General features: G+C 62.5%; 27 protein-coding genes. 10 read left to right on the top strand and 17 right to left on the bottom strand.

The features are described from left to right. Positions 1 to 207: 207 nt before the first annotated feature. From ACXYMS_RS11465 to ACXYMS_RS11445, 5 genes are all read left to right on the top strand, one after another. A complete protein-coding gene (locus ACXYMS_RS11465; protein WP_458906413.1) occupies positions 208 to 360 on the top strand; it encodes a hypothetical protein in 153 nt (50 codons plus the stop codon). 200 nt (positions 361 to 560) lie between these two features. Continuing rightward, positions 561 to 710, top strand: a complete 150-nt coding sequence (locus ACXYMS_RS11460; RefSeq protein WP_104894474.1) for a DUF1127 domain-containing protein — start codon at positions 561 to 563, stop codon at positions 708 to 710. A gap of 155 nt (positions 711 to 865) precedes the next feature. Continuing rightward, complete coding sequence (locus ACXYMS_RS11455) at positions 866 to 1,426, top strand: type 1 glutamine amidotransferase domain-containing protein (protein WP_458906411.1); 561 nt, start codon at positions 866 to 868, stop codon at positions 1,424 to 1,426. A 43-nt stretch (positions 1,427 to 1,469) separates the two neighbouring features. After that, positions 1,470 to 2,852: a methylenetetrahydrofolate--tRNA-(uracil(54)-C(5))-methyltransferase (FADH(2)-oxidizing) TrmFO gene (gene trmFO / locus ACXYMS_RS11450; RefSeq protein WP_458906409.1), complete on the top strand. Its 1,383-nt coding sequence runs from the start codon at positions 1,470 to 1,472 to the stop codon at positions 2,850 to 2,852. Beyond that, positions 2,849 to 3,292 carry a YiiD C-terminal domain-containing protein gene (locus ACXYMS_RS11445; protein ID WP_458906408.1) on the top strand — a complete coding sequence of 148 codons (444 nt, stop codon included), beginning with the start codon at positions 2,849 to 2,851 and terminating at the stop codon, positions 3,290 to 3,292. The genes trmFO and ACXYMS_RS11445 overlap by 4 nt, the downstream gene beginning before the upstream one ends. A gap of 80 nt (positions 3,293 to 3,372) precedes the next feature. On the opposite strand, the gene ACXYMS_RS11440 is transcribed toward ACXYMS_RS11445, so the two are convergent. The 4 genes from ACXYMS_RS11440 to yajC all read right to left on the bottom strand — a co-directional run bounded on the left by ACXYMS_RS11440 (position 3,373) and on the right by yajC (position 7,571). Next, on the bottom strand, positions 3,373 to 4,218 hold the full coding sequence (locus tag ACXYMS_RS11440; protein WP_458906406.1) for a phytoene/squalene synthase family protein: 846 nt from the start codon (positions 4,216 to 4,218) through the stop codon (positions 3,373 to 3,375). Next, complete coding sequence (locus ACXYMS_RS11435; protein ID WP_458906405.1) at positions 4,218 to 4,625, bottom strand: Mth938-like domain-containing protein; 408 nt, start codon at positions 4,623 to 4,625, stop codon at positions 4,218 to 4,220. The genes ACXYMS_RS11440 and ACXYMS_RS11435 overlap by 1 nt, the downstream gene beginning before the upstream one ends. Further along, positions 4,609 to 7,158 (bottom strand): protein translocase subunit SecD, encoded by a 2,550-nt coding sequence (gene secD, locus ACXYMS_RS11430; RefSeq protein WP_458906403.1) that lies wholly within the window; start codon positions 7,156 to 7,158, stop codon positions 4,609 to 4,611. The genes ACXYMS_RS11435 and secD overlap by 17 nt, the downstream gene beginning before the upstream one ends. Positions 7,159 to 7,220: 62 nt before the next feature. Continuing rightward, positions 7,221 to 7,571: a preprotein translocase subunit YajC gene (gene yajC, locus ACXYMS_RS11425; protein WP_458906401.1), complete on the bottom strand. Its 351-nt coding sequence runs from the start codon at positions 7,569 to 7,571 to the stop codon at positions 7,221 to 7,223. 202 nt (positions 7,572 to 7,773) lie between these two features. Here yajC and ACXYMS_RS11420 point away from each other — a divergent pair, with 202 nt between their 5' ends. Beyond that, complete coding sequence (locus tag ACXYMS_RS11420) at positions 7,774 to 8,637, top strand: ATP-binding protein (RefSeq protein WP_458906399.1); 864 nt, start codon at positions 7,774 to 7,776, stop codon at positions 8,635 to 8,637. A gap of 74 nt (positions 8,638 to 8,711) precedes the next feature. Here ACXYMS_RS11420 and ACXYMS_RS11415 read toward each other — a convergent pair whose 3' ends face one another. After that, on the bottom strand, positions 8,712 to 9,581 hold the full coding sequence (locus ACXYMS_RS11415; protein WP_458906397.1) for a peptidoglycan DD-metalloendopeptidase family protein: 870 nt from the start codon (positions 9,579 to 9,581) through the stop codon (positions 8,712 to 8,714). Here ACXYMS_RS11415 and ACXYMS_RS11410 point away from each other — a divergent pair. Continuing rightward, entirely contained in the window at positions 9,580 to 9,825 is a 246-nt protein-coding gene (locus ACXYMS_RS11410; protein ID WP_458906396.1) for a hypothetical protein, read from the top strand. The two genes, ACXYMS_RS11415 and ACXYMS_RS11410, sit on opposite strands and share 2 nt — an antisense overlap. Before the next feature lie 477 nt (positions 9,826 to 10,302). On the opposite strand, the gene surE is transcribed toward ACXYMS_RS11410, so the two are convergent. The 10 genes from surE to ACXYMS_RS11360 form a co-directional block, all read right to left on the bottom strand. Then, positions 10,303 to 11,079: a 5'/3'-nucleotidase SurE gene (gene surE / locus ACXYMS_RS11405; RefSeq protein ID WP_458906394.1), complete on the bottom strand. Its 777-nt coding sequence runs from the start codon at positions 11,077 to 11,079 to the stop codon at positions 10,303 to 10,305. Next, a complete protein-coding gene (gene serS, locus ACXYMS_RS11400) occupies positions 11,079 to 12,407 on the bottom strand; it encodes a serine--tRNA ligase (protein WP_458906392.1) in 1,329 nt (442 codons plus the stop codon). Before serS ends, surE begins: the two co-directional genes overlap by 1 nt. Before the next feature lie 96 nt (positions 12,408 to 12,503). Continuing rightward, a complete protein-coding gene (tatC, locus tag ACXYMS_RS11395) occupies positions 12,504 to 13,349 on the bottom strand; it encodes a twin-arginine translocase subunit TatC (protein WP_458906390.1) in 846 nt (281 codons plus the stop codon). Next, positions 13,349 to 14,128 (bottom strand): Sec-independent protein translocase protein TatB, encoded by a 780-nt coding sequence (gene tatB / locus ACXYMS_RS11390; RefSeq protein WP_458906389.1) that lies wholly within the window; start codon positions 14,126 to 14,128, stop codon positions 13,349 to 13,351. The genes tatC and tatB overlap by 1 nt, the downstream gene beginning before the upstream one ends. Before the next feature lie 58 nt (positions 14,129 to 14,186). Continuing rightward, entirely contained in the window at positions 14,187 to 14,399 is a 213-nt protein-coding gene (locus ACXYMS_RS11385) for a twin-arginine translocase TatA/TatE family subunit (RefSeq protein WP_458906387.1), read from the bottom strand. Positions 14,400 to 14,519: 120 nt separating this feature from the next. Beyond that, complete coding sequence (gene scpB, locus ACXYMS_RS11380) at positions 14,520 to 15,191, bottom strand: SMC-Scp complex subunit ScpB (protein ID WP_458906385.1); 672 nt, start codon at positions 15,189 to 15,191, stop codon at positions 14,520 to 14,522. Next, complete coding sequence (locus ACXYMS_RS11375; protein WP_458906384.1) at positions 15,188 to 15,976, bottom strand: segregation and condensation protein A; 789 nt, start codon at positions 15,974 to 15,976, stop codon at positions 15,188 to 15,190. The genes scpB and ACXYMS_RS11375 overlap by 4 nt, the downstream gene beginning before the upstream one ends. Before the next feature lie 79 nt (positions 15,977 to 16,055). Beyond that, positions 16,056 to 18,116, bottom strand: a complete 2,061-nt coding sequence (locus ACXYMS_RS11370) for an SPOR domain-containing protein (RefSeq protein WP_458906382.1) — start codon at positions 18,114 to 18,116, stop codon at positions 16,056 to 16,058. Between the two features lie 74 nt (positions 18,117 to 18,190). Next, positions 18,191 to 19,936, bottom strand: a complete 1,746-nt coding sequence (argS, locus tag ACXYMS_RS11365; protein ID WP_458906380.1) for an arginine--tRNA ligase — start codon at positions 19,934 to 19,936, stop codon at positions 18,191 to 18,193. A gap of 188 nt (positions 19,937 to 20,124) precedes the next feature. Beyond that, positions 20,125 to 21,315 carry a deoxyguanosinetriphosphate triphosphohydrolase gene (locus ACXYMS_RS11360; protein WP_458906378.1) on the bottom strand — a complete coding sequence of 397 codons (1,191 nt, stop codon included), beginning with the start codon at positions 21,313 to 21,315 and terminating at the stop codon, positions 20,125 to 20,127. Positions 21,316 to 21,401: 86 nt separating this feature from the next. Between ACXYMS_RS11360 and ACXYMS_RS11355 the strand changes: the two genes are divergently transcribed. The 3 genes from ACXYMS_RS11355 to xth all read left to right on the top strand — a co-directional run bounded on the left by ACXYMS_RS11355 (position 21,402) and on the right by xth (position 23,749). Continuing rightward, the gene (locus ACXYMS_RS11355) at positions 21,402 to 21,755 is read left to right on the top strand and encodes a HesB/IscA family protein (RefSeq protein WP_458906376.1); all 354 of its coding nucleotides are present in this window, start codon (positions 21,402 to 21,404) and stop codon (positions 21,753 to 21,755) included. A gap of 94 nt (positions 21,756 to 21,849) precedes the next feature. Continuing rightward, the gene (locus tag ACXYMS_RS11350) at positions 21,850 to 22,953 is read left to right on the top strand and encodes a serine hydrolase domain-containing protein (protein ID WP_458906374.1); all 1,104 of its coding nucleotides are present in this window, start codon (positions 21,850 to 21,852) and stop codon (positions 22,951 to 22,953) included. A 16-nt stretch (positions 22,954 to 22,969) separates the two neighbouring features. Beyond that, complete coding sequence (gene xth / locus ACXYMS_RS11345) at positions 22,970 to 23,749, top strand: exodeoxyribonuclease III (RefSeq protein WP_458907005.1); 780 nt, start codon at positions 22,970 to 22,972, stop codon at positions 23,747 to 23,749. Between the two features lie 6 nt (positions 23,750 to 23,755). Here xth and ACXYMS_RS11340 read toward each other — a convergent pair whose 3' ends face one another. Together ACXYMS_RS11340 and ACXYMS_RS11335 are read right to left on the bottom strand one after the other, a co-directional pair. Further along, a complete protein-coding gene (locus ACXYMS_RS11340; RefSeq protein ID WP_458906372.1) occupies positions 23,756 to 24,562 on the bottom strand; it encodes a tetratricopeptide repeat protein in 807 nt (268 codons plus the stop codon). A 484-nt stretch (positions 24,563 to 25,046) separates the two neighbouring features. Continuing rightward, a complete protein-coding gene (locus ACXYMS_RS11335) occupies positions 25,047 to 25,205 on the bottom strand; it encodes a hypothetical protein (RefSeq protein ID WP_458906370.1) in 159 nt (52 codons plus the stop codon). Between the last annotated feature and the right edge of the window lie 14 nt (positions 25,206 to 25,219).

Genomic DNA, 25,219 nt, shown 5'->3' with positions numbered 1-25,219 from the left:
AAGGAAAAACATGGTGACCAAACCGTTGAGGCGGGCAGGTTTGGTGTTGCCATGTTCAAGAATGCAGGCGCACGAGGCTGAATTGAGTCATTTCGATGAATTATCCATGCACGCAGCGCATGCGCCGCCTCCTGTATGAATAATAGTCGAGGGATGCAAATCAGCGCATAGTTTGCCGGTAAAAGACCAATGCAAGGGACAAAGCCCATGTTTGTTCGTGCCGTCTGGCGCCTGAGGCGCCTGGTCGACATCAAGCAGACGTTGCGGGAAATGGACGTTCCCTCGACGCGTGATGCCGACATTCTCGGGATTTCCGGGCCGGATTTCTCGAAGATGACGCAGTCGCTGTTCGACCGCTGACTGCCCACCAAGTCCAGTAGTACATGCGTGGCCGCCCGGAGGACACCGGGTGGCCATTTTGCTGCCCTCGACATGAATGATGAATGAATAGGCACAGCCTAAGCCTTGCACAAAATGCATAGCAAGTTTGACTATTCTCTATCTGCTCGCTGGGGTTAGACCGGACTATATCTATCCTTGCAAACGACAGGAGACTTCCAATGGACATTCGCAAGACTTTCAAGAAATGGGCCGCTTACCAGCAGACCGTCCGTGAGCTCGCTGCTCTCGACAACCGTCAGCTCAACGACCTGGGCATTTCGCGCACCGATATCAGCCGCGTTGCTCGCAATCATGCCGACGCTTTGTAATTTCGACGGCACATCGCAGGTAAACAGAACACCCGCTTCTCTCTGAGATGCGGGTGTTTTCGTATCTGGAACAAGCCTGAAGTGATCAGGCGTCCAAGGAACAATCGCGACACCCTTTCGTTGCCCGAGCAGACGCAACGACAAGGAGCAGATCAATGTCTGATCTCAACGGAAAATCCATCGCAATCGTGGCGACCAATGGATTCGAGCAATCCGAGCTGGAGGTTCCCCTGACCAAGCTGCGCGATGCCGGCGCCGATGTTCACGTGGTTTCTCTCGAAGCAGGGGAGATCAAGGGGTGGGACAAGAAGGACTGGGGCAAATCGGTGCCTGTGGACAAGCTCGTGGGCGAGGTGTCAGCCGACGACTACGATGCAATTGTCCTTCCTGGGGGACAGATCAATCCCGACCTGCTGCGCGTCGAGCAGAAGGTGCTGGACCTGATCAAGGCATTCTGGACCCAGAAGAAGGTGGTGGCGGCCGTCTGCCATGCGCCGTGGCTACTGATCGAGGCCGGCATTGTCCGGGATCGCAAGGTCACGTCCTATCCATCCATCAAGACCGATGTCATCAACGCCGGCGGCAAATGGGAAGATAGTCCGGTTGTCGCCGACCAGGGTCTGGTTACCAGCCGCAAGCCTGATGATCTCGATGCGTTCTGTGCAAAGATCGTCGAAGAGATCAATGAAGGGCGTCACGAACGCCGCGCGGCATAAACTCTGATTGCCCGGACATGGCGGGCTTGGTATCTGGCTCGCCATGTCAAACGAACCTATTCATATCATCGGCGGGGGCCTGGCTGGCTCCGAGGCCGCCTGGCAAGCCGCCGAAGCCGGTGTCCGCGTCATTTTGCACGAAATGCGCGGCGTCAAAGGCACGGACGCGCATGAGACGGACAGTTTTGCCGAACTGGTCTGTTCCAACAGTTTCCGCTCTGACGATCACGAACAGAACGCGGTCGGGCTGTTGCATGAGGAAATGCGGCGCTGCAATTCCCTGATAATGCGGGCGGCCGACCAACACAAACTTCCCGCTGGCGGCGCGCTAGCGGTGGACCGGCACGCATTTTCCGGCGCCGTCACCAAGGCGATCAGCAATCACCCCAATATCAGCATCGTGCGCGAGGAGATCGCGGGTTGGCCGCCGGCCGAGTGGAAGCATGTCATCATCGCCACCGGCCCACTGACCTCGCCGGCGCTGGCCGAAGCGGTGCTGGAACAGACGGGCGAGGATTCGCTGGCCTTTTTCGACGCCATTGCACCGATCGTCCACTATGACAGCATCAATCACGACATTGCCTGGAAGCAGTCGCGCTATGACAAGGCCGGGCCCGGCGGCACCGGGGCGGACTATCTCAACCTGCCCATGGACAAGGATCAGTATTTTGTCTTTGTGGAAGCGCTGAAGACCGCGCCGCTGCACGAATTCAAGGACTGGGAAAAAGTCCCCTATTTCGACGGCTGCCTGCCCATCGAGGTGATGGCCGAGCGGGGCGCGGAAACCCTGCGACACGGGCCGATGAAGCCGGTGGGCCTGACCAATCCGCGCAATCCGACCGTAAAACCCTATGCCATCGTGCAGTTGCGCCAGGACAATGCTCTGGGCACGCTGTGGAATATGGTCGGGTTCCAGACCAAGATGCGCTATGGCATCCAGACCGAAATCTTTCGCATGATCCCCGGGCTGGAAAACGCCCAGTTCGCCCGGCTGGGCGGTCTGCATCGCAATACGTTCATCAATTCGCCCAGAGTATTGTCGGCAGACCTCAAACTGAAGGTTGATCCACGCATTCGCTTTGCCGGACAGGTGACGGGGGTGGAAGGCTATGTGGAAAGCGCCGCGGTGGGCCTCATCACCGGCCGCATGACGGCGGCCGAGGTCAAGGGTGGCGCGCTGGCAACGCCACCGGTGACGACGGCGCTTGGCGCGCTGATCGGACATATCACCGGCGGGCATGTCGAAGCCGAGAGCTATAGCGGCGCGCGTAGCTTCCAGCCGATGAACGTCAATTTCGGCCTCTTTCCTGAAGTGACCATCACCAAGCCCGAAGGTGCTACTCGCTGGCGCGGGCCGGAGAAGACGATGGCCAAGCGCCGGGCCATTACGAGTCGGGCACTCGAAGACCTCAAGGCCTGGGCATGAGCCCGGGGGCTCTGGCGGAATACCTGCATGACCATATCCCGCTGTCGCGGGCGATGGGTGCGACGGTTATCAGCGCCAATGCGGATGAGGTAGTGCTGCAGGCGCCGCTTGACCCCAATATCAATGTGCACGGCACCATGTTCGGCGGGAGCGCAGCAACGCTCGGGCTGCTGGCGGCCTGGTCGGTGCTGCATCTTCGGCTGGAGGCCGAGGGGATCGCCAACCAATTGGTCATTCATCGCACGGAGATGGACTATCTCAGGCCTATCGCCGGCGCCGCGGAGGCCGTGGCGCGGCTGGATGGGGCCGGTTGGAATGGGTTCGTCCATATGCTGGAGCGGCGTGGGCGGGCGCGGCTCAACGTGGCGGCAGAATTGACGTTTGAGGGGCAGATCGCGGCACGGCTGACGGGTGAGTTCGTGGCGCTCGTCGAGCGGTAGCAGCCGTTTTCCTGCCTTGCAGTCAGCGCGTGGACGGTATCGCCCTCGGGTCAGGCCCGAGGGCTCGTGTTTCGAATAGGTTAGCGGCTCCGAAGTGACCACCAGGTCAGCCGCGCGATCTTGCGCCAGTCGGGGTCATCGGCGGGCGGAGCAAAGGGGTTGGCAGGGTCGCGCTGCCAGGCCGCAAGCTGGGCTTCGAGCAAGGCTATCACGGCAAAAGCCGGCCTCAAGGGCGCTGGCAGCTTGGCGATGGCCGTCCGGGCCTTTTGCAGATGACCAGCCGCCAACTCGGCCATTTGGCTCAGGGCCGCGTGCAGACCCTCGCTGTTCTGGCCGGCGAAGATTTCGCTTTCGCGCACGCCATTGGCCTCAAGGATTGTGAGGGGCAGCATGATGCGTCCCTTGGCCGAGACGTATCCGAAGGCCCGCAGGTGGCCGATCATGGCCTGCGCCACGCCCAGATGCCCTGCCGCATCGCCCGGTTCAACCGGGTCGCCGCCATTGAGGATCATGGCGGAAAGCTGGATCAGGGTCGACGCGGTTTCCCCGGCATAGCCCTCGAAGGTTTCGAGGTCGGGCATAGGATCGTCATAGAGGTCGAAGCGCCGGGCGCCGATCAAGCGTTGCAGTGTGCCGACAGGCAAGCCATATCGCTCGACGGTATCCAGCAGCGCATCGGCCAGCGGGTTCTGGCGCACAGCACCATGGCCGGCGCCGGTGAGTGCGTCGTTCCACCATTGCAGGCGGATTTCGCCCGGCTGGGGGCCTGAGACGCGGTCACGGATGCCGGCTACATCGGCGTTGAAGGCATAGAGCGCAGTGATGGCCGGGCGAACTGCTGCCGGCAGAACGAGGGTCGCCAGGTAGCGATCGCGGTCAGTGGAGCGCAGGGATTCGGCGGCGAAAGAGAATCTGTCCGCGGGCATTAGCGGGCGTTCTCGACGGCGATCAAAGCAGCGGCGACGGCCCGTTCTTCGGCCAGCAGCACATTGTAAGTGCGTATCGCGCCGCCAGTCTGGGTGGCTTCGAGGATAATCCCCTTGTCCCGCAGGGCCTGACGAATGGCGGGATCGATGGCGACGATGGTGCTGCCAAGGCCGACAAGCAGCACATCGATTCGGTCGGACTGGTCCAGAACCGGTTGAAGGCTCTCTAAAGTCAGATCGGCTGCCGATGCCATGTCCCACCCGGCCATGCCGTCTGGCAGGCAGAGCAGCGAACCCTTGTGGGACATGTCGGCGAAGCGGAAGCCGCCATTGCCATAGGCATCGATGCCGACCTGGCGCGGGAAGCGTCCTCCCGCCCCGGTCACCGGATCAGACGGCAGCGCCATCGACAGACTTTTCCTTGCCATCCGCCTCTGGCTCCGGACGGTCCTTGAGGCCCAGATTGACCAGGATCGGCGCAGCAATGAAGATCGACGAATAGGTGCCAATCAGCACGCCGAAGATCATTGAGAGCACAAAGCTCTGGATCACTTCGCCGCCAAAGACAGCCAGGGCCAGAAGGGCGAAGAGGGTCGTGGGGCCGGTCAGCACGGTGCGCGACAGAGTCGAGTTGATAGCCCTGTCGAGCAGGTCGACCAGCGGGATTTTGCGGTACTTTCGCTGGAATTCGCGCACGCGATCATAGACCACCACCGTATCGTTGAGTGAGTAACCCACAATGGTCAGGATCGCCGCGATACTGGACTGGTTGAACTCGATGCCGGTGAGCGAGAAGAATCCCAGTGTCAGCACAACGTCGTGTAAGGTCGAAACGATGGCGCCGACGGCGAACTGCCATTCGAAGCGGAACCACAGGTAAATCAAGATGCCGAGCACGGCGAGCGACAGGCCAATCGTGCTCGAAATTGCCAGCTCGCTGGAAACCGTGCCGCTGACGGCCTCGGTGCGGCGCAGTTCGTAATTTTCAGCAGCCAGTGTCGTTACCACCGCATCAACAGCGGCCTGCTGCGCTTCGGGGCCGCCATCCTGCAATTCGACGCGGATCAGCACGTCCTCGGGCGTGCCGAAACCTTGTACCTGGACGTCGCCCAGATCGAGCGCGCCAAGCAGTTCGCGGATACGGCCGACATCGGCCGGACCATCCTGATGCTGGACTTCAACGGATGTGCCGCCCTTGAAGTCGATACCCAGGTTCATCCCATGGATGAAGAAGAGGCCGACGGATCCCAAGGTCAGCACCATGGAGATGATGATGGCGATGCGCCGCCAGCTCATGAACGGCACGGTCGTATTATCCGGGATCAGGCGCAGCAGCTGGATCTTGAGCTTCTTGGGCCGGCGCCACGAGTACCAGCGACCAATGATCAGCATGGTGATGAAGTAGGCCGTGAACAGCGTGGTGATAATGCCGATGGCCAGCGTTACGGCAAAGCCCTGGACGGGACCGGAGCCGAGGAAGAACAGGACCACGGCGGCAATGAAGGTGGTAACGTTGGAGTCCAGGATGGCGCTCATGGCGTTCCGGAAACCAGCCTGGATAGACTGCACAACGCCCCTGCCCGCTGCCTGCTCCTCGCGCATGCGCTCGAAAATCAGCACGTTGGCGTCGACGGCCATGCCCATGGTCAGGACGATGCCGGCAATGCCGGGCAGAGTCAGCGTTGCGCCCAGGGCAGACAACGCGCCGATGACGAGGCTGATATTGAGGATGAGCGCAATGTTGGCGAAGGCGCCAAAGGTGCCATAGGCGATGAGCATGAAGAGGACGGTGGAGATACCACCAATGATGCCGGCAATGACGCCGCCGCGCACCGAGTCGGCGCCGAGGCTGGGACCAACCGAACGTTCTTCGACCACATCCAGGCTGGCCGGCAGCGCGCCGGCGCGCAGCAGGACGGCCAAGTCATTGGCCGAAGCCGTGGTGAAGCTGCCGCTGATCTGGCCCGAGCCGCCGGTGATCGGCTGCTGGATGACTGGCGCGGTGATGACGGTATTGTCCAGAACAATGGCAAAGCGCTGGCCGACATTCTGCGAGGTGATTTCGCCAAAGGTGATGGCGCCGCGCGTGTCGAAACGGAAGGTCACGACCGGTATGCCGCGCTGCTGGTCGAAGCTGGGCTGCGCGTCGCTCAGGGATTCGCCGCCAATGGCGATTTCCTCGTAGAGCAGTTCGCGCGTGCCGTCCTGACTGGGCAGGATCATGGTGCCCGGCGGCAGGCCCTGTGCCTCGGCCTGGTCTGGTGACATGCCAGGATAGACCATGTGGAAGGTCAGGCGCGCGGTCTGTGAGATGATGTTCTTGAGGCGCTCGCTGTCGCCGAAGCCTGGAACCTGCACCAGAAGGCGCGTATCGCCCTGGCGCTGGATAGTGGGCTCGGTGGTCCCCAGTTCGTCGATACGGCTGCGGATGACTTCGACGGACTGTGCCACAAGGGCGCTCATGCGCTGGGCGATGCCATCGGCGGTCAGGCCTATGGTGAGATTGCCATTTGCGGTTTCGCCAAAAGTCAGCTCGTTGGTGCCGGTCCCCGCAAAGAGGGCATTGCTCAGCGTGTTCTGCAGACCCTCGATGGCCGTCCGCGCCGCATCCTTCTGAGTCGGGTCAGTCAGCTCGATGGCGATGGTGTTGGAGGCAACATCGTTGGTGATGATGTTGCCGATGCCGTTTTCATTGGCCAGCACATTGCGGGCGTCGCGGCGCAGATCCGCCAACCGCTCGGTGACGATGCTCTCGCGATTGACCTCAAGCAGCAGGTGCGAACCGCCCTGGAGATCAAGACCTAGGACCATGGACTGCTTGGGAAGCCAACCCGGCAAGGCGTCAACAAAGTCCTTGGACAGGAAATTGGGCACTGCAAAGAGCAGGCCAATGATCGCTGCAAACAGGATGACGGCTGTGCGGATAGGCGAAGACTGCATCTAGAAAGGTCCTGGAAACACGACCGGAGCCCGTGGGCTCCGGTGGGCAAGCGGTAAGTGGCTCAAGCCGGCTTGTTGTCGTTGACCGGTTCGGACTTGGAGCGCACATCGGCAACCATGCCGCGCACGAGCTTGACCTTGACGCCAGTGGCGATCTCGACTTCGAGGTCCTCTCCATCGACGGCCTTGGTGACCTTGCCGACAATGCCGCCGGTGGTGACGACGGTGTCGCCGCGACGAATGGCAGAGAGCATGGCCTGCTGGGCCTTGAGGCGCTTCTGCTGCGGGCGGAAGATGAGGAGCCAGAAAATCACCACCAGCAGGGCGATCGGCATCAGTTGGACGAAGATGTCGGTCATGCCGCCACCAGGGGCCCCAACCGCATCCTGCGCATAGGCGGGCGTTACAAACATCAAGCGAACTCCTTATCGATTCTTTTTCTACGTATTGGAGGATGGGGCGGCCCGGACCTGAACCAACAGGAATGTGGACGCTATCGGGCATGCCTGCACTTGCGCCCCGGCCAAAATCGCGCGGACTATACATTTGGGGTTGGCTTAATGCAAAGCCAATAAGGGCGCGCAGATTGCCGCGCCAAAGCCGAAGGACGCTGTCGTGAAAACCAGGGAGTATCTGGGCAGAATTGCCGAAGCGCTCGAAACCATTGCTCGGGCGATGGCCGAGGATGATGCGGCCGGCCGCTTCGCGCTCGGGCCGGAAAATGCCTATCACTGGCAGGGTGAAAGCGGAACCATGCTGGCCGTGCCCAGGGTCAGCCGGGTGCCGCTCGACATGCTCAGGGGCATCGACCAGGTGCGCGATATCCTCCTGGCCAATAGTGAGCAGTTTGCGCGGGGCCACGGGGCCAATAATGCCCTGCTGTGGGGCGCGCGTGGCATGGGCAAGAGCTCGCTGGTCAAGGCAATCCACGCCGATATCGAAGCACGGAAGGGGTTCGAGCGGCTGGTGCTGGTGGAGATTGCGCGGGAAGACTTGGAGACGCTGCCGCAATTGATGCGGGCGATATCGGGGCAGCCGGCACGGTTCATCGTCTTCTGCGACGATCTCAGCTTTGACAGTGGCGAGACCAGTTACAAGTCTCTCAAGACCATCCTTGATGGCGGGCTAGAGGGGCGGCCAGACAATGTCCTGTTCTATGCCACCTCGAACCGCCGCCACCTGATGCCGCGCGACATGATCGAGAACGAACGCTCGACTGCGATCAATCCCAGCGAGGCGGTGGAGGAAAAGGTGTCGCTCTCGGACCGATTCGGGCTGTGGCTGGGCTTTCACAATTCGGACCAGGACACCTACCTGGCCATGGTCTCGGGCTATGCCGCCTATTATGGCCTCGACATCGATGCGGAAAGTTTGAGGGCGCGGGCGATCGAATGGTCGGCGACGCGCGGGGCTCGGTCGGGTCGCGTGGCGATCCAACTGGTGCGCACGCTGGCAGGCGAGGAAGGCAAGAGCGTCTAGGTGGCGAATAGGCCGACAAAATGAAAGGGCCGGTGCACCACGCCCGGCCCTTCTCATTGGAGGTCGTTAGTCGGTCAGCTTGCCAGCAGCGGCACCGGATCGACGGGAGTAGCGCCCTTGCGCAGTTCGAAGTGAAGCTGCGGACGGGACACCGAACCGGTCTGACCCACGGCGCCGATGGCGTCACCGCGATTGACCACGGCGCCCTTGGCCACGCTCATCGAGGCGAGGTGCGCATAGGCCGATACATAGCCATTGGGGTGGCGGATCAGGACGAGATTGCCATAGCCCTCGACGCCCGAGCCGACATAGATGACGGTGCCGTTCTCGGCGGCCTTGACGCTGGAGCCTTCGGGCACATCGATATTAATACCGGTGCCGCGCGAGGCGGCGAAATCGGTGATGACACGACCCGAAACCGGCCAGCCGAACTTGTCGCTGCCGGAGGCAACGGGTTCTGGCGCAGGCGGAGCGATGGCCACCTGGGTGGGCGCGGCCTGGGCTGGAGCCGCTGCGGGCGTAGTTGCCGCAGTAGCAGGTGCTGTCGCCGCCTGGAGCACGTTGGTGCTGGCCAGATTGGTCGGGCGGGCGGCCGGAAGCGTCGTCGCGGTGGTCTGCGGGCTGGCGCTGGCGACCTGTACGGGCGCAGTATTCACCAGATCGGAGCGACCCGGGATGATGACCTTCTGGCCCACGATGATCTTGTCGGGAGAGCCGAGATTGTTGGCATGAACGATGGCCTGGGTGGTCACATCATACTTGCGGGCGATGGTGTAGAGCGACTCGCCGCTGGCAATGGTGTGGGTATAGCCATTGGCATTGGCGGCAGCGGTCTGCACCGGCACGCTGGAATTGACCGGAAGGGCGGCGCTGGAAGGATTGGTGCCCATGGCGACGGCAGCAGGAGCGGCCGGCGGAGGGGCAAAGCTTTGCTGAGCTGGCATGGCTTGCGTGGTTCCCATAGATGACGACGAACTCAATGCAGGAAGGGCCTGGGTCTGCACCGCAGAGGCAGAGCCCCCGATCGGCGAAGTGATACCGGATGGCTGCATGAAGCCATTGCCGACACGCGCCGGAGGCAAGGTAGCGCCCCCGTTCCAGGATGCGCCGACATTGGCCGGCGGCAAGAATTCCATGCTGGCGACCTGCACGCTCTGGGGCGCGCCAAGGGTCGGGGGCATGGGCTGACTGAGATTTGTGGGCGCGGGCTGCGCGACTGAACCCGTCACTGTGGAGTCGCTGAAACTGCGACCTCCCAGGCTCGAACAGCCGGTCAATCCAATTGCCGCGATCATGACACCGGCAACGGCGACCGCACTTCTATGGGTTCGCGGAAAAACGCGATTACGCATCGGCTTACTCGTACGCAGGTACACAACAACTAGGCTTGACGCTACGCCGGCAAGGTAAAGACGAGTTTAAAGCCGATGCGATTTGAGAGAAATCGTCACCGGGTGATTCAGGGGTGGGTAAGGTTAAGGAGAAAAGGGGCGCGGCCGCGGTCAACGAAGCGGGCTGAGCAAAGGCAGGAGGTGCTGCTTCTCGCTTGATGCTGCTCATACCCACCGGGCCGCCCTCGGGCATGACCCGAGGCCAGCCTAAACATTTGCGGTATGGCCAGAGGCCCTTGGATCAGGTCCGAGGGCGGAACAGCGTAGGCTAGTGTTATGAGCGCCCCTTGAGCGCGAGGTTCCCCAGCCGATCGAGCGCGACCTGATGCGTCTGCTGGAGCGCGAAGGGCGTGACGGTGATGGCGTTGCCGCGGCGCAGGACTTCAAAGTCGGCCTTCGGGTCGAGCGGCAGCGGGGTCTCAGGGATGGCCATGAAGAACTGGCCTTCATTGTCGCTCGGATAATATCGGACGGGCGAGCGGGAGAAGCGCTGATGGGCGACGGCGGCGATGCCGGTGACCTCACTCATGCCACAGAAGGGAAAGTTCACGTTATAGAAAACGTCATCGCCGCCATGGGCCGCGAGGATGACCGAGACCACTTCGGCGCCGAAGCGGGTGGCATTGGTCCAGTCGGGCTTGTGGGAGACCTCGTAGTCCATGGACTGGCTCATGGCGATGCCGATGGCGCCCTGCAACACGCCTTCGCGGGCGCCGGCGGCGGTGCCGGAGCAATTGACGATATCGCCCAGGTTCTGCCCGGCATTGACGCCGGAGAGGACGAGGTCTGCGGGCCTGTCGCCCAGGATGTGGGTCATGCCGGCCACGACGCAGTCGGCGGGCGAGCCGCCCTTGACCGAAAAGCGCTGCGAACCGAGATCGTCAAAGCTCAGTTCGCGGCCAAAGGTGAAGCGGTGCCCTGCCCCGGACTGGTTGCCATCGGGCGCGACGATCCAGACATCGTCGGAGATGGCGCGCGCAATCTCGGCCATCACGGCGATGCCCGGCGCATCCACTCCATCGTCATTGGTGATAAGGATGCGCAGACCCATCAGCGGCCGCCGATGGAGGTCAGCCCGCCCATATAAGGTTGCAGCGCCTCGGGGATGAGCACCGAGCCATCTTCCTGCTGGTAGTTTTCAAGGACGGCGATCAGGCAGCGACCGACGGCCGTGCCGGAACCGTTGAGGGTATGGACATAGCGCGGCGCCTGCTTTTCGCCGCTGGGGCGATAGCGGGCCTCCATGCGGCGGGCCTGGAAATCGCCACAGACCGAGACCGAGGAAATTTCCCGGTAGGTATCCTGGCCGGGGAGCCAGACCTCCATGTCATAGGTGCGGCGGGCGCCAAAGCCCATGTCGCCGGTGCACAGCTTCATGACCCGATAGTGGAGGCCGAGCTTTTGCAGCACGCTCTCGGCAGCGACCAGCATGCGCTCATGCTCGTTTTCGGCTTCTTCGGGCGTGGTGATGGCGACCAGTTCCACCTTGTTGAACTGGTGCTGGCGCAGCATGCCGCGCGTGTCGCGGCCCGACGAACCGGCTTCCGAGCGGAAGCAGGGCGTCAGCGCGGTGAAGCGCAGGGGGAGTTCTTCTTCGGCGAGGATGGATTCGCGGACGAAATTAGTCATCGGCACTTCGGCTGTGGGGATCAAGGCCAGCCGGCTCTCTCCATGCGGGGTAAAGAACAGGTCTTCCTCGAACTTGGGCAATTGCCCCGTCCCGAACAGCGCATCGTCGCGCACCAGCACCGGCGGCTGCACTTCAAGATATCCGTGTTCTGTCGTGTGCACGTCGAGCATGAACTGGCCAAGGGCACGTTCGAGGCGGGCAATCTGGCCCTTGAGGACGACGAAGCGGCTGCCCGAGAGCTTTGCCGCAATCTCGAAATCCATGTCCTTTTCGGCGACGCCGATTTCGAAGTGTTCTTTCGGCGCGAAGGTGAAGCTCGGCTTGGCCGGGCGGGCCCTGGCAGCGGTCTCAGACGAACCGTTGAGGCCGAAATATTCGACATTGTCGCTCTCGTCCTCGCCATAAGGTACGTCGTCGAGCGCCATATTGGGGATGGAGGACAGCGCGTCGCGCAGTTCCTTTTCGACGGCGCGTTCCTCGGATTCCGCGCCGGGGATGAATTCCTTGAGGCGCGCCACCTCGGCCATGAGTTCGGCGGCTTTCGCTTTGTCCTTCTGGGCTTTGGCCTGGCCGATTTGTTTTGAAATGCTGTTGCGCTTTTCCTGCGCCTCGTTGAGGCGGAGGATGATCTGGCGGCGGCGCTCGTCAATGGCGATGAGATCGGCGGAGCGGACGGACACGTTCTTGCGCTGGCCCATGGCCGCGTCGAAGGCGTCAGGATTATCCCGGATCCACTTGATATCGAACATCGCTTTTACGGGCCCCTGCCCGCCTCTATTGCTACAAAAGGGTTTGCGCCACGCCTCTGGCCAGGCGCGGCATCAGAGGCATAAGCGAATTCGGTGTCAGGATTCGGCGGAGGATTCAGCCGCCGCCTCGGCAGTGGCTTCCGCTGCTTTGGCCCTGGCCCGCCGCCGCTCGATCATGCGAACCGACAGAATAGCCAGTTCGTAAAGGCCGTACATCGGCAGGGCAAGACCGATCTGCGAGACCGGATCGGGCGGCGTGATGAAGGCGGCTGCGGCGATAATGCCGACAATGGCGTAGCGGCGACCCTTCTTGAGCTGCTCGACATTGATCAGGTCGATCTGGGCCAAGAGGGTCAGCACCACCGGAAGCTGGAAGCAGACTCCGAAGGCGAGGATCAGAGTCATGGCAAGGCCGAGATATTCGGACACCTTGGCCAGGAGCTTGATTTCCTCGGTCTGCATGCCGGCGAAGAAATTGAGCGCCATGGGCAGAACGATGAAATAGACCATGGCCGCACCCAGAAGGAAGAAGACCGGCGTGGCCACCAGATAGGGCACGAGCATCTTGCGCTCGTGCTTGTAGAGGCCAGGCGCAACAAAGCCGTAAATCTGCGTGGCGAGGAACGGGAAACCCAGGAAGATCGAGCCGAAAAAGGCCAGATTAAGCTGGGTGAAGAAGAATTCCTGCGGCGCGGTGTAAATCAGCTCCATCTCGCCCGGATCGGAATAGAGCGAGCGGTAGGGGTTGAGCAGGATATCGAAAATCTGTCCTGCAAAGAGGAAGCAGACGATCAACAGCACGACGATGACAATGGCGCTGCGAATGAGCCGCTTGCGCAGTTCGGTCAGATGCTCGAGCAGCGGCGCTTCGCTGCCCGCCAGTTCGTCCTCGACCTCCGCCTTGGTCTTGTCTTCGAGCTGCGAAAGCTTGGTATCGGCCATTATTCGCTCTTTCCGGCCGTTTCAGCCGGCTTCTTGCGCGGGGCGCGTGGTTTGGCGGCAGGTTTTGATGCTGGTTTGGCGGCTTCTGCAGCGGGGGCCGGTGAGGATACCGCCTTGATCGCTGGCGGTTTGCGTGCCGGCTTGGCCGCGCCTGATTTGGTCGCAGCGGCATTGGCGGTCGCGGGCCTTGCGGCCTTGGCTGGTGCTGCGGCGACCGCCTTTTTGGCTGCGGCCTTTTTAGGCTTCGCACTTTCTGCCTTTGCAGCCGCGGCCTTTTCCGCTTCGGCCTTGGCCGCGGCTGCCTTGGCGGTCTCAGTATCGGCGTAGGTCGGGGGCTTGGTCGATTTGCGCTCAGCTTTCACCGGTTCCGACTTGTTGGCGCCAAAGCCGTACTCGGTGGCCAGTTCGGTGCTGCTCTTCCTGGCGGGCGCCATGCCGGCCTGCTGCTCGATGGCTTCGACGACGCTTTCGGTATTAGGGTCGGTGGGCTTGAGGACACCGCTGGGTTTGGCCTGGCCATCGGTACCAATAGAGTTGAATTCCTTACGGATCTCGTCGGCGGTCTTTTTCAGTGGCGAGGTGATGGAGGTGCGCAGGTTGCGCACTTCGTCAAGACCGGTGGTCCTGTTGATCTCCCGCTGGAAATCGCGCCCCATGCGCTGCACCTGCCCGATAACCTTGCCAATCCTGCCCATGACCACGGGCAGGTCCTTTGGGCCGATGAAAATCAGCGCAACAACGCCAATCACCAGCATCTCTGTCCAGCCTAGGCCGAGCATGGAATTATTCTCCGAACGGCGGCGAGCCGCATGTCGTGGTCAGGGCTCTGGGATGCGCTCAGGCGTCCTTGCTCTTGTCCACTTCGCGAGCTTCAACTTCGGCAGAAGTGTTGATGCGCTCAGCCGGCTTGTCGTCGTCCTTCATGCCCTTCTGGAAGGCTTTGATGCCGGAGGCCACTTCACCCATCATGCCGGAAATCTTCCCGCGACCGAAGAGCAGGATAACGACAACGGCAACCACGAGGATGCCCCAGATAGACGGCGCGTGCATAATAGTCTCCCTAAAACTCAGATACGCTTTACGCGCTATAGATAGACCGAGAAATAGGTTTAATCGCGCCCAAACACAAGAACGTGTTCCTTCCTTAGCGGCAAAATGGCTGCGGAAACATCAGGTTTCCTCATCTTCCGGCTCGGCGTCGCCAGCATCGGACGGATCGAGCGGGTCTTCGTCGTCCCGCAGGGCGCCGTCAAAGGGCAGTGGAATCTGCAGATCCGGCGGCAGGCGTCCGGACAGGAGACCCGCCCCTTTCAGCTCATCAAGACCCGGCAGGTCGGTGAGTGCCTCGAGCCCGAAATGATCGAGGAAGGCGTCGGTGGTGCCATAGGTCACGGGACGACCCGGGGTGCGGCGACGGCCGCGCATGCGCACCCAGCCGGCCTCCATCAGCAGGTCCAGCGTGCCCTTGCCAGTGGCAACGCCGCGCACCTCCTCGATCTCGGCGCGGGTTGCCGGCTGGTGATAGGCAATGATGGAGAGGGTTTCGAGCGCCGCGCGCGACAGCGGACGGGTCTCATGCTCTTCGCGCCGCAATAGGAAGCCGAGATCCTCGGCGGTGCGAAAAGCCCAGCCCTCGCCGCGCTGCACCAAATTGACCCCGCGGCTGGCATACTGGCCCTGCAAGGTCGCGAGAAGGCCCGCGAGATCGACCCCTTCGCCCAGATAGGGGGCCATGTCGGCTGCCCGCAGCGGTTGAGACGAGGCGAAGAGGAGCGCTTCAAGGATGCGCAGATGGCGGCGCAGGACGTCGCCGGTCTCGTCTTCGACCTCGTTGTCAGTCACGGATTGTCACCCCGGCGGCGGCGCATGAACAGGGGGCCGAAAGTTTCTGTCTGGCGAATATCGATCTCTCCCTGCCGCACCAGTTCGAGGCTGGAGGCAAAGCTCGAGGCTCGTATGGTGGCGCGTTCGGCGGGCTTGGCGAGATAGTCGACCAGATAGGCGTCGAGGGACATCCACTCCTGGCTCTCGCCGATCAGGCGCTGGAGAATTTCGCGCGCATCCTGCAGTGACCAGACGCTGCGCAGGCGTGGCGCGTAATCGGTGGTGATGCCGCGTTCGCGCTGAGTCGAATAGGCCTTGAGCAGGTCGTAAAGACTAGCTTCCCATACGGCGCGACGGGCAATCTCCATGGGCTCGGGGGCGCCCCTTGCATAGATCTGGAAGCCCAGGCGCGGGCGGTTCATCAGCCGGCTGGCAGCAGTGCGCATGGATTCGAGGCGCTTCAGGCGGAATTGCAGCATGGCGGCGAGCATTTCGCCGCTCGGCTCGTCATCGCCGGGCGCCTGCGGCACCATAAGCCGGCTCTTGAGATAGGCCAACCACGCCGCCATCACGAGATAGTCCGCGGCAATCTCGATGCGGCGCTCGCGAAGGGTTTCGATGAAGGCAAGATATTGCTCGGCAAGCGCCAGAACGGAAATGGCCGACAGATCGACCTTCTGGCGCCGCACCAGGTCGAGCAGCAAGTCGAGCGGGCCTTCATAGCCGCCAACATCGACGCGCAGAACCTCATCGGCCGGCGGCGGCGCCGGCGTGTCAAACCAATTGGTTTCTGCGCTTGTCATCTGCCGTCTGTCAGAATGGCCGTCATGTCCCATCCTTGGCCGCTGGCGACGCCAGCGTCAAGGATCGGGAAGGGCACGGCTAGAGCAGCAGGCAGTCGCCACCGGCCGCCTTGACGTTGACGCAGATATTGGCCGCGCCGTCGCGGGAGGTGGCCGGGACTACGACGCGGTAATAGACACCGCGCTCACCCAGATCGACGCGCCGGATTTCCGGGCTGGCGCCGCTGAACAGCAGACCATAGCGCGTTGAGATGGCCTGAGCCGATTGCCGCGCGGCCTCCTCGCTGCGCTGGGACGCCAGTTGGACATAGGCAGGGGTGGTGCCTGTGGATGTCGTGGTCACGGCCTGCTGCGCGGGCGCAACGGCCGCCGGTGCCGTTGCTGTGGGTGCTATAGGTGCCGATGCGGCGGGGGCAGTTGCAGCGGCAGTAGCCGAAGCGGCGATTGTGGAGAAATCGGACGGCCGCTGCATCGGCATGGTGACGGTGCGACCCGCGAGCGGCGCCCCGGTGCTGTCAACGACTGCGATCGTGGCGCCTGGCTCGGCCGGCGGCACGGCGGGTGTCGCCGTGGTTTCAGGTGTCGCGGCAATGGCCGCAGCATCAGTGTCCGGCGTTGCGCTGGCAATTAAGTCCGGGGTGGAGAAGTCCGCGCCGGGCACCTCAGGCACATTGGGGCGGTCCACCGGCAGGATGGCGGAACCGGCCAGGCTGTCTTCACCACTGACAATGGTGCCATCGGGACGCACTGTCACCGTGCGCACCTTGCGATTGACCAGACCATCCTGATTGGGATCGACATCGCCGCCAGCGACATCGGCGACAACGCCGGAGCCTGACATGGCGCTGTTGGCAGCCACGACAGCTTCGGTATCAGCCTGGTCACGCGAGACGATCTGCTCTTCGGCAGCGACATCGGCGCCGGAAATCTCGTTGAAGACCACCGATTGCGGCGCCGTGGATGCGGCGTCGACTTCGGGTACTTCCTTGGTGGGGGCGGTGTCCGCGACCAGCAGCGGCGCCGGTCCGGCGGTGCCACCACCTTGCCCCAGGGCCCAATAGAGTCCGAGGCCGGCAACTGCCAGCAGTCCAACCGCGACCAGCGGGCCGACAATGGCGCGGTTCATCGCAAAGCCAGCGGAACGCGCCGTCGGCATCGCCGTTTCCAGATCGTCGACGTCTGTCGCCGTTGCATCGGTGCCGGCATTGACCCATTCCACATGGGCGCCAGTTGCCGCAGCAGCGGCAAGAATGGCTTCATCCACTGAATTGACGTTGACCTCCGGATGCTGGGGCGCAGGCGGGAGGGTTGCCGGATGATCTACTTGAGCGACCACAGGTTCCGACACCACCGGCGTTGCGAGGCTCCGCAGCGCAGAAATTGGCGAGGCATTGTCGACATTCATGCGCACAGCAGGGCCAACGAGCCGCTCGATCTCTTCGAGTGGGTCAAGCGATCCGGTATCAAGATGCGTGGCGTGGTCAGGCGCCGGTGCCTCCTTTGCCGTCGCGGAGGCGGACTCCGGCTCAGGCTGGGGGACAATGGCTTCCCGCGATACGTGAGGTGATCCCAGTCCAAACACCGGCGGCACACCGAACCTGTCGGGTTTGGCGGCAGGCTCGACCGGATCGGCAGCCGGAACGGGCGGCTCTGCCGATGCGCGATCCTGGCCCAGGTCGGTGGCGAGTTCAGCAGCAATCAGATCGGCCAGGCTGTCGTGATCCAGGGCGGGTTCATTTTCCGGATTTGGTTCAACCCGGACGCTCGCCGCGGGAAGCGGCACGCTGGTCACCGGCGCGCTGGCGACAGGCGTGGATGGCAGTTCGGGCTGCGCCGAAGGCGCAATATCGAACTTGAATGCGAATGGCTCGGCGGTTTTGGCGGACGAGTCCCCCTCACCCGGTATGCGCACCGGGGAAGCGGGCACCTTGCCCGATGCCAGATTGGCGGATGCCGAAAAGTCGAAACGGGGTCCAGGCATGGTGGCCGCGTCGCCCGGGATTCTGACGGGCGACCGCTGTTCATTCGCCGCTGACGGCACTGCCCGGGCGTCATCCGCCATCAGGCGCGCCAATTCGGAAATGAGATCGTCCGGTGCTTCGGTCTGTGCGGCCATCGCTTGCGGTTTCGCTGACGTCATGTCGCAGCGCCCCTGAGAATGCGGATAGTCCATTCAAGGACTTGGCCGCGAGTGTTCACACTATTGCGCCCGAATTATGAAAGCTCTTCGGGTGCCGAGACCCCTAAAATCCCCAGGCCGTTGCGAATTACCTGACGAACGGCATCGACGAGTGCGAGTCGCGCTAACGTCAACTTCGGGTCCGAAAGGTTAACAAATCGTAACTGCGGGTCATCCTTGCCCTTTGCCCAGAAGCCATGCAAGGCCCCGGAAAGCTCATGCACATAGAAGGCAATGCGATGCGGCTCATGGGCTAGCGCCGCGGCAGCGACTGTCCGGGGCCAGGCACCCAACATCCGGATCAGCTCGATATCTGCCGCACTCCCTAGGCTTTCAACCTCGGCGGCGGCGAGCGCGGCGGGTGAAATATCGAGGTCCGGCAGGTCGCGCCGCGCGGTACGGAAGATCGAGCAGGCGCGGGCATGCGCATACTGAACATAGAAGACGGGATTATCGCGGGTCTGCTCCTTGACCAGCGCAAAATCGAAATCCATCGATGCGTCATTGCGCCGGAACAGCAGCATGAAGCGCGTGGCATCGGCTCCAACCTCGTCGACGACATCGGCAAGGGTCACAAGATCCCCGGAGCGCTTGGACATCTTGAACGGTTCGCCGTTCTTGAGCAGACGAACAAGCTGGCAGATGCGCACATCGATGTCGGCTTCTCCATGCGAGACGGCCTTTACGGCCGCCTGCAGGCGCTTGACATAGCCCGAATGGTCGGCGCCGAGCACATTGACCATGTGCTTGAAGCCACGCAGATATTTGTTGCGGTGATAGGCAATGTCGGCGGCGAAATAGGTGTAGGACCCGTCGGACTTGATAAGCGCCCGGTCGGTATCGTCGCCATAGTCCTTGGCGCGGAACAGGGTCTGTTCGCGGTCTTCCCACTCCTCGGGCGCCTTGCCCTTGGGCGCTTCAAGCCGGCCCTCATAGACCATGCCTTCCTCGCGCAGCCAGGCAAGGGTGGACTGGATGTCGCCATCGGCGCCGTGCAACGTGCGCTCGGAAAAGAAGACGTCGTGATGGATATTGAGCTGGGCCAGATCAGCCTTGATCAGTTCCATCATGGCGGACAGCGCCTTTTCACGGGCGATGAGGACGGCCTCTTCTTCAGGCATATCGAGCAGCGTCCTGCCATATTCGGCGACCAACTCTTCGCCCACCGGGACAAGGTAGTCGCCGGGATAGAAGCCGGAGGGGATCTCGATGGTTTCGCCCAGCGCCTCGCGATAGCGGAGCATGGCGGACTGACCGAGGATGATGGTCTGACCGCCAGTGTCGTTGATGTAATATTCGCGTGTTACCTCATAGCCCGACCAGGCCATGAGGGAGGCCAGCGCGTCCCCGAATACAGCGCCGCGCGTGTGTCCGACATGCATGGGGCCGGTCGGATTGGCCGATACATATTCGACATTGACCCGCTCGCCCTTGCCAAGGTCGGCCCGGCCGTAATTGGCGCCCTGCGCGCCGACTGCCTTGAGAACCTGGTGCCAGATGGCATCGGAGAGGCGGAAATTGATGAAGCCGGGGCCGGCAATTTCGACCGCGACCACGTCCGGCGCCGATTTGAAGCGCTCCACAAGGCCCGCAGCGACCTCGCGCGGGTTCTTGCCCAGCGGCTTGGCGACAACCATTGCAGCATTGGTGCTGAGGTCGCCATGGGCGGCATCTCGCGGCGGTTCCACCACGACGCGTGCAAGCAGCTCGGTGTCGAGCTGGGGATAGTCGGCACGCAGGGCCTCGATGACCCTTGTGGTGAAAAGAGCGAAAATATCCATGGCCTACAACCAATGTGTCCTGTTTGGAGGGATACTCGGTACAGCCACAACCACCATTCCGCCCTCGGGCCTGACCCGAGGGCCACCAGCTACCTGCGCAAGTCGCGAGAGGTCCTCGGGTCAAGCCCGAGGACGGACCGAAGGAGATGGATGTGGCCCACGTTTAGCCTCACCGATATCCGGTCCGGTTAACGGAAATCCGGTCTAGCGTCAAACAGGCGCTGGTATTCGTCGACCGCATAGATATCGGTCATGCCGGCAATAAAGTCGGCCACGATGCGGGCCCGGTCCGATGCCGAGCAGCCACGCCCCGCTTCGCCCCAGCGCCCCGGCATGTCAGCATCGGCCATATAGGCGGCAAAGAGACGCTCGATCACCGCTTCGCTTTCGCGCACCGGGACCATGACGGCCTCGTGGCGATAGACCCGGGCGAACAGGAAGGCCTTGAGGCCCTTTTCGATCGCGGTGGTCGCTGGAGAAAAGCCGACCAGCGTCTGGCCGGCCAGGCGCACCTCTTCGGCGGAAGTGACACCGGCGGTGGCGATATTGGCGGCGCTGGTGGCAATGACGTCTTCCACGGCCCGGGTAATCATGCGCCGCTGCACCTCATGCGCCTGTCGCTTGGGTGCGATGGTCGGAAAGCGGTGGAGCACCTCGGACACGATGGGCCCGGCCATGGGCACATCCAGGAAATCGTCAAGCGACACCAGTCCGGCGCGCAGCGCATCATCAATGTCGTGGGCATTATAGGCGATGTCATCCGCGACTGCGGCGACCTGCGCTTCCAGACTGGCATGCGTGTCGGGCCGCAGGTCAGCGGGCGCCGGAATAGCGTCGAGCCCGTTCGGCAATCCCTCGTCGGCATAACGTCCATGAGGCCTGCCAGCAGCATCGAGCAGCGGGCCATTGTGCTTGAGAATGCCTTCGAGCGTCTCCCAGGTGAGGTTGAGCCCGTCGTGCTCGGCATAGCGGTTTTCGAGAAGGGTCACGACCCGCAATGCCTGCACATTGTGGTCGAAGCCGCCATATGGGGTCATGGCGCGGTGCAGCGCCCGCTCGCCCGCATGACCAAAGGGCGTGTGCCCCAGATCGTGGCTCAGGGCGACCGCTTCGGCCAGGTCCTCATCAAGGTGCAGGGCCCGGGCAATGGAGCGGGCGATCTGGCTGACTTCGAGCGTATGGGTGAGGCGGTTGCGAAAATGCCTGCCTTCGTGGGACAGGAAGACCTGGGTCTTGTGCTGCAGTCTGCGGAAGGCGGTGGAATGGATGATGCGGTCACGATCGCGCTGAAAATCGGAGCGGGTGGGACTCGGCCCGGTGCCATAAAGCCGGCCGCGGGACCGGTCGGGCTTGCTGGCATAGGAGGCGGTGTCACTCATGTGTGCTGTCCGGGTCTTTGCAACGACGCTCGGAGCGCCTATCTTAGCGGGAGCGTTATGACATTACGACCGATCCGGGATATTCCATGACCGCCGCCGCTCTTGCCGACACACCTGCCGTAACCCTTTCGGACCGCGCCGCCAAGCGCGTGTCGCGCATTCTGGGTAAGGAAGCGCCGGGCACGGTACTTCGCATCTCAGTGGCAGGTGGTGGCTGCTCTGGGTTCCAGTACGAATATAATCTCGTGCAGGAGACGCCGAATGACGACGACCTGGTGCTGCAGAAGGGCGACGCAACCGTACTGATCGATTCGCTCAGCCTGGAATTCATGGGCGGCGCCGAGATCGACTTTGTCGACGACCTCATCGGGCAGGCCTTCCAGATCAAGAACCCGAACGCAGTTGCCTCCTGTGGCTGCGGTACGAGTTTTGCGGTCTAGAGCCTTCGTGACGTCGCGCGACGAACCGCAAAAGTCTGAACTTTTGCCGATCACGCTCTAGCGACAGTTTTACTCAGACATTTTGGGGGAGCGCATGGGTGCGCATGTTGACGCGGTCATGGACGAGGCCATCGCCGTGCAGAAGATCGTTGGCGCGGAACTGATTGCTTACCGGCATGGGCAGATTGCCCTGCGTCGCGTCGTGGGGCACTTCGACCGGGAAGCCGGGGTGCCGATGATGGAGAATGCCATTTATCGCCTGGCCTCGGTGACCAAGCCCATCGTGGCGGCAACGGCACTGGCCATGGCCGACAAGGGCCTCCTCCGGTTCGACGACCGGGTTTCCGACCACCTGCCCTATTTCACGCCAGACCTTGCGGACGGCAGCCCGGCACCGATCGCCATCCATCACCTGCTGACGCATACGGCGGGCCTGGCCTATGCCTATCCCAACGACCCTACGATCTCGACAGGCCTGGGGCCTTCCAACAAGGGATTTGCGGAGAATTTCGCGCGGGTTGCCAAACAGAAGCTGCTGTTTGCGCCGGGCACGGCCTGGTCCTATTCAGTGGCCATCGACGTGCTGGGGGCAGCCCTCTCCGCCATCCATGGCGGGAGCCTCGAAGACGCGGTCCGCACTCATGTCACCGGCCCCCTGGGCCTGAGGGAAACCGGCTTCTTCGTTGCCGACCTGGCGCGGCTGGCAAAACCCTATGCTGATGGAACGCCGCCGATGCCGATGGCAGACCCGCATGTGGTGATCAATGATCGCAATGAGCCGGCGACGTTTTCGCCTTCGCGCATCTTCAGCGACAAGGCCTTCCAATCGGGTGGGGCGGGCATGGCCGGCACGCCCGAGGATATTGCGCGGTTTCTTGAGGCCATGCGCACCGGGGGCGGCGGGGCCGTCAAACCGGAAACACTGGCTTTGGCCTTTTCCAATCGCATCGGCAATGTGCATCGCGACGATGCCGGGCAGCGGTTCGGCTATCTGGGGGCCGTTCTGGAGGACCCGCAGGCGGCCAATTCGGCGTCGGCGGCGGGGACGATCAATTGGGGTGGGGTCTATGGCCATTCCTGGCTTGTCGATCCTGCCAACGCGCTTACGATAGTGTCGATGAGCAATACGGCGCTCGAAGGATGTACGGGACGCTATCCCAAGGACCTGATCCGCGCCGTTTATGCCGATCTGAACTGAGGACATTATCATGGCCCTGCGCATCGCCACCTGGAACATCAATGGCATCAAGGCCCGGCTGGAACTGCTGGTGCGCTGGCTCGACGAGGAGAAGCCCGACATTGTCGGCCTCCAGGAAATCAAGACCGTCGACGAAGGCTTTCCACGCGCCGAAATCGAGGCGCTGGGCTATAATGTCGAGACCCATGGGCAGAAAAGCTGGAACGGCGTCGCCCTGCTCTCGAAACTCCCGTTCGACGAGGTGCATCGCGGCCTGCCCGGCAATGCGGAGGACGAACAGGCCCGGCTGATCGAGGGCGTGTTTTCGGTCGAGGGCGGCATTGTCCGCGTCTGCAATATCTACCTGCCGAACGGTAACCCGGTGGATACGGAAAAATTTCCCTACAAGCTGGGCTGGATGGACCGCCTCAATCGCTTCGTCGAGGACCGCCTGGCGCTGGAAGAGCCTTTCATCCTGATGGGCGATTTCAACCTGATCCCGGCGCCCGAGGATGCACATGATCCCAAAGCCTGGTGGGGCGATGCGCTCTACCGCCCGGAGAGCCTCGAGAAATTCCGCATCCTTCGGAACATGGGCATGACCGATGCGCTGCGCGCCATCACGGCCGAGGAAGCCTATACATTCTGGGATTTCCAGGCCGGTGCCTGGCGCCGCAATGCCGGCATCCGCATCGACCATTTGATGCTGTCGCCGCAGGCGGCGGACCGGCTCGACGATGTGGTGATCCACAAGGATGTGCGCGGCTGGGACAAGCCGAGCGACCACGTGCCGGTGGAAGGCGCGTTCAGCTTCTAGGAGAGGCTAGAATTCGGCGCTGACGACAACGCCGGAATTGGCCATTTCAACAGCGGCCGCCTGAACTTCGGGAGTCGCGGTGGACATGGCCCGATTGAGCAGTTCCCCGGCCGCGGTCATGTCGCTGGTGCCGAGGCACGTGCCCTGCGCCAGATTGAGCCACATCAGTCCCTCTGCAGGCCGCGGGTTATAGGCATCCATGCCGTTGAACAGCAGATTGCCCAGTTCGGCTTGAGCCAGACAGTGGCCCTTGTGGGCAGCCGATTGCAGCCAGCGGGCGGAGAGCATTGGGCTGAGGCCCAGCCCATCTTCCCGCTGATAGAGCATGCCGATGCGGTACTGCGCTTCGGCGTCGCCGAAATAGGTAGCCGCGTGCATCAGCATGCGGTGGTATTCGGCGGGATTCTGGGTGACCCCGGCCTCGGGAACGCCGAGGCGGAAATAATCGCCCAGCTTGACGAATGAACTGGCGACAATGTCGGCTTCCAGCCCGCGCGGCGCGGTATCGGCGTGCTGATTGGCGATCTGGGCGAAATAGCCGAAGGCCTTGACGGGGTCCTTGTCCACGCCTTCGCCATTTTCGTACATGGTGCCGAGCTGCCACAGCGCCAGCGGCCGGCCGGCGGCCGCGTCGCTTTCAAGGGCGGAGAGATAGGTGTCGCTGGACACGATGGAACCCGTGCCATCGAGAGTCCGGGCGAAATCAAACGCGGCTTCGGCGGCCGTCTGAGCGTGAGCCGAGGCCGTCGCCAGCAGGGCTATCAACAATCCTGACGCAGCGCAGGCAAGGGAGATGCCCCTGGAAGTGCGCATGATACTCCTTTCGCCCATGGGGCCATGGGCGGCTACTGCGGACGACACCGGAAGTTCCGGCCCCGTCCCGGCGACCTGGCGGCCGCTCTGGTTCGATGATGATCTTGCCCGGATGACTCGGCCGGACAAAGCAATGTCTGAAGACTTCGTAAACGCGCTTTGTGACCGCATTCAGCCCAATCCATCACAACGAGGTTCCCGCCCCAGGCTGCGCACGGCAGACGGAACCGGATCCAGAGCAATCGCAATCAGCAATTGAGCGCTCATCATCACCATTTCAGGCGGGTTTGGTCCGCCAGACAGTCTCAAAATCGGGAAACGGATCGCACCGATCCGGCCGCAATCAGCGTGACCCGGGCCAGTGCCAGCATCCGCCCCCGAATGCCATGCGACCTGCTTTAGGGTCAGATTGTGGCGGGAAACGTCGCCAAAGGGTTGATGCCGTCAGCGGGCGCATTGAATCGATGCTGTTGTTGCGGAATCGTCACAGAACCCCGGCCTCGTCCTTCTCGGCATTGCCACGGCGCCGGGGCTTCAGCATAGTCCGCGCATCGACCAACCCCCGTCCGTCCGGGAGACCGAGATGAAAACGATCCTGTCCGCTGTAGCCAACCTGCACATCCATCAGGACAGAATTGATCATGTCATCTCCAACAT

It is taken from the genome of Devosia sp. CAU 1758 (assembly GCF_054482695.1).
This window is presented reverse-complemented; position numbering and strand designations above follow the sequence as displayed.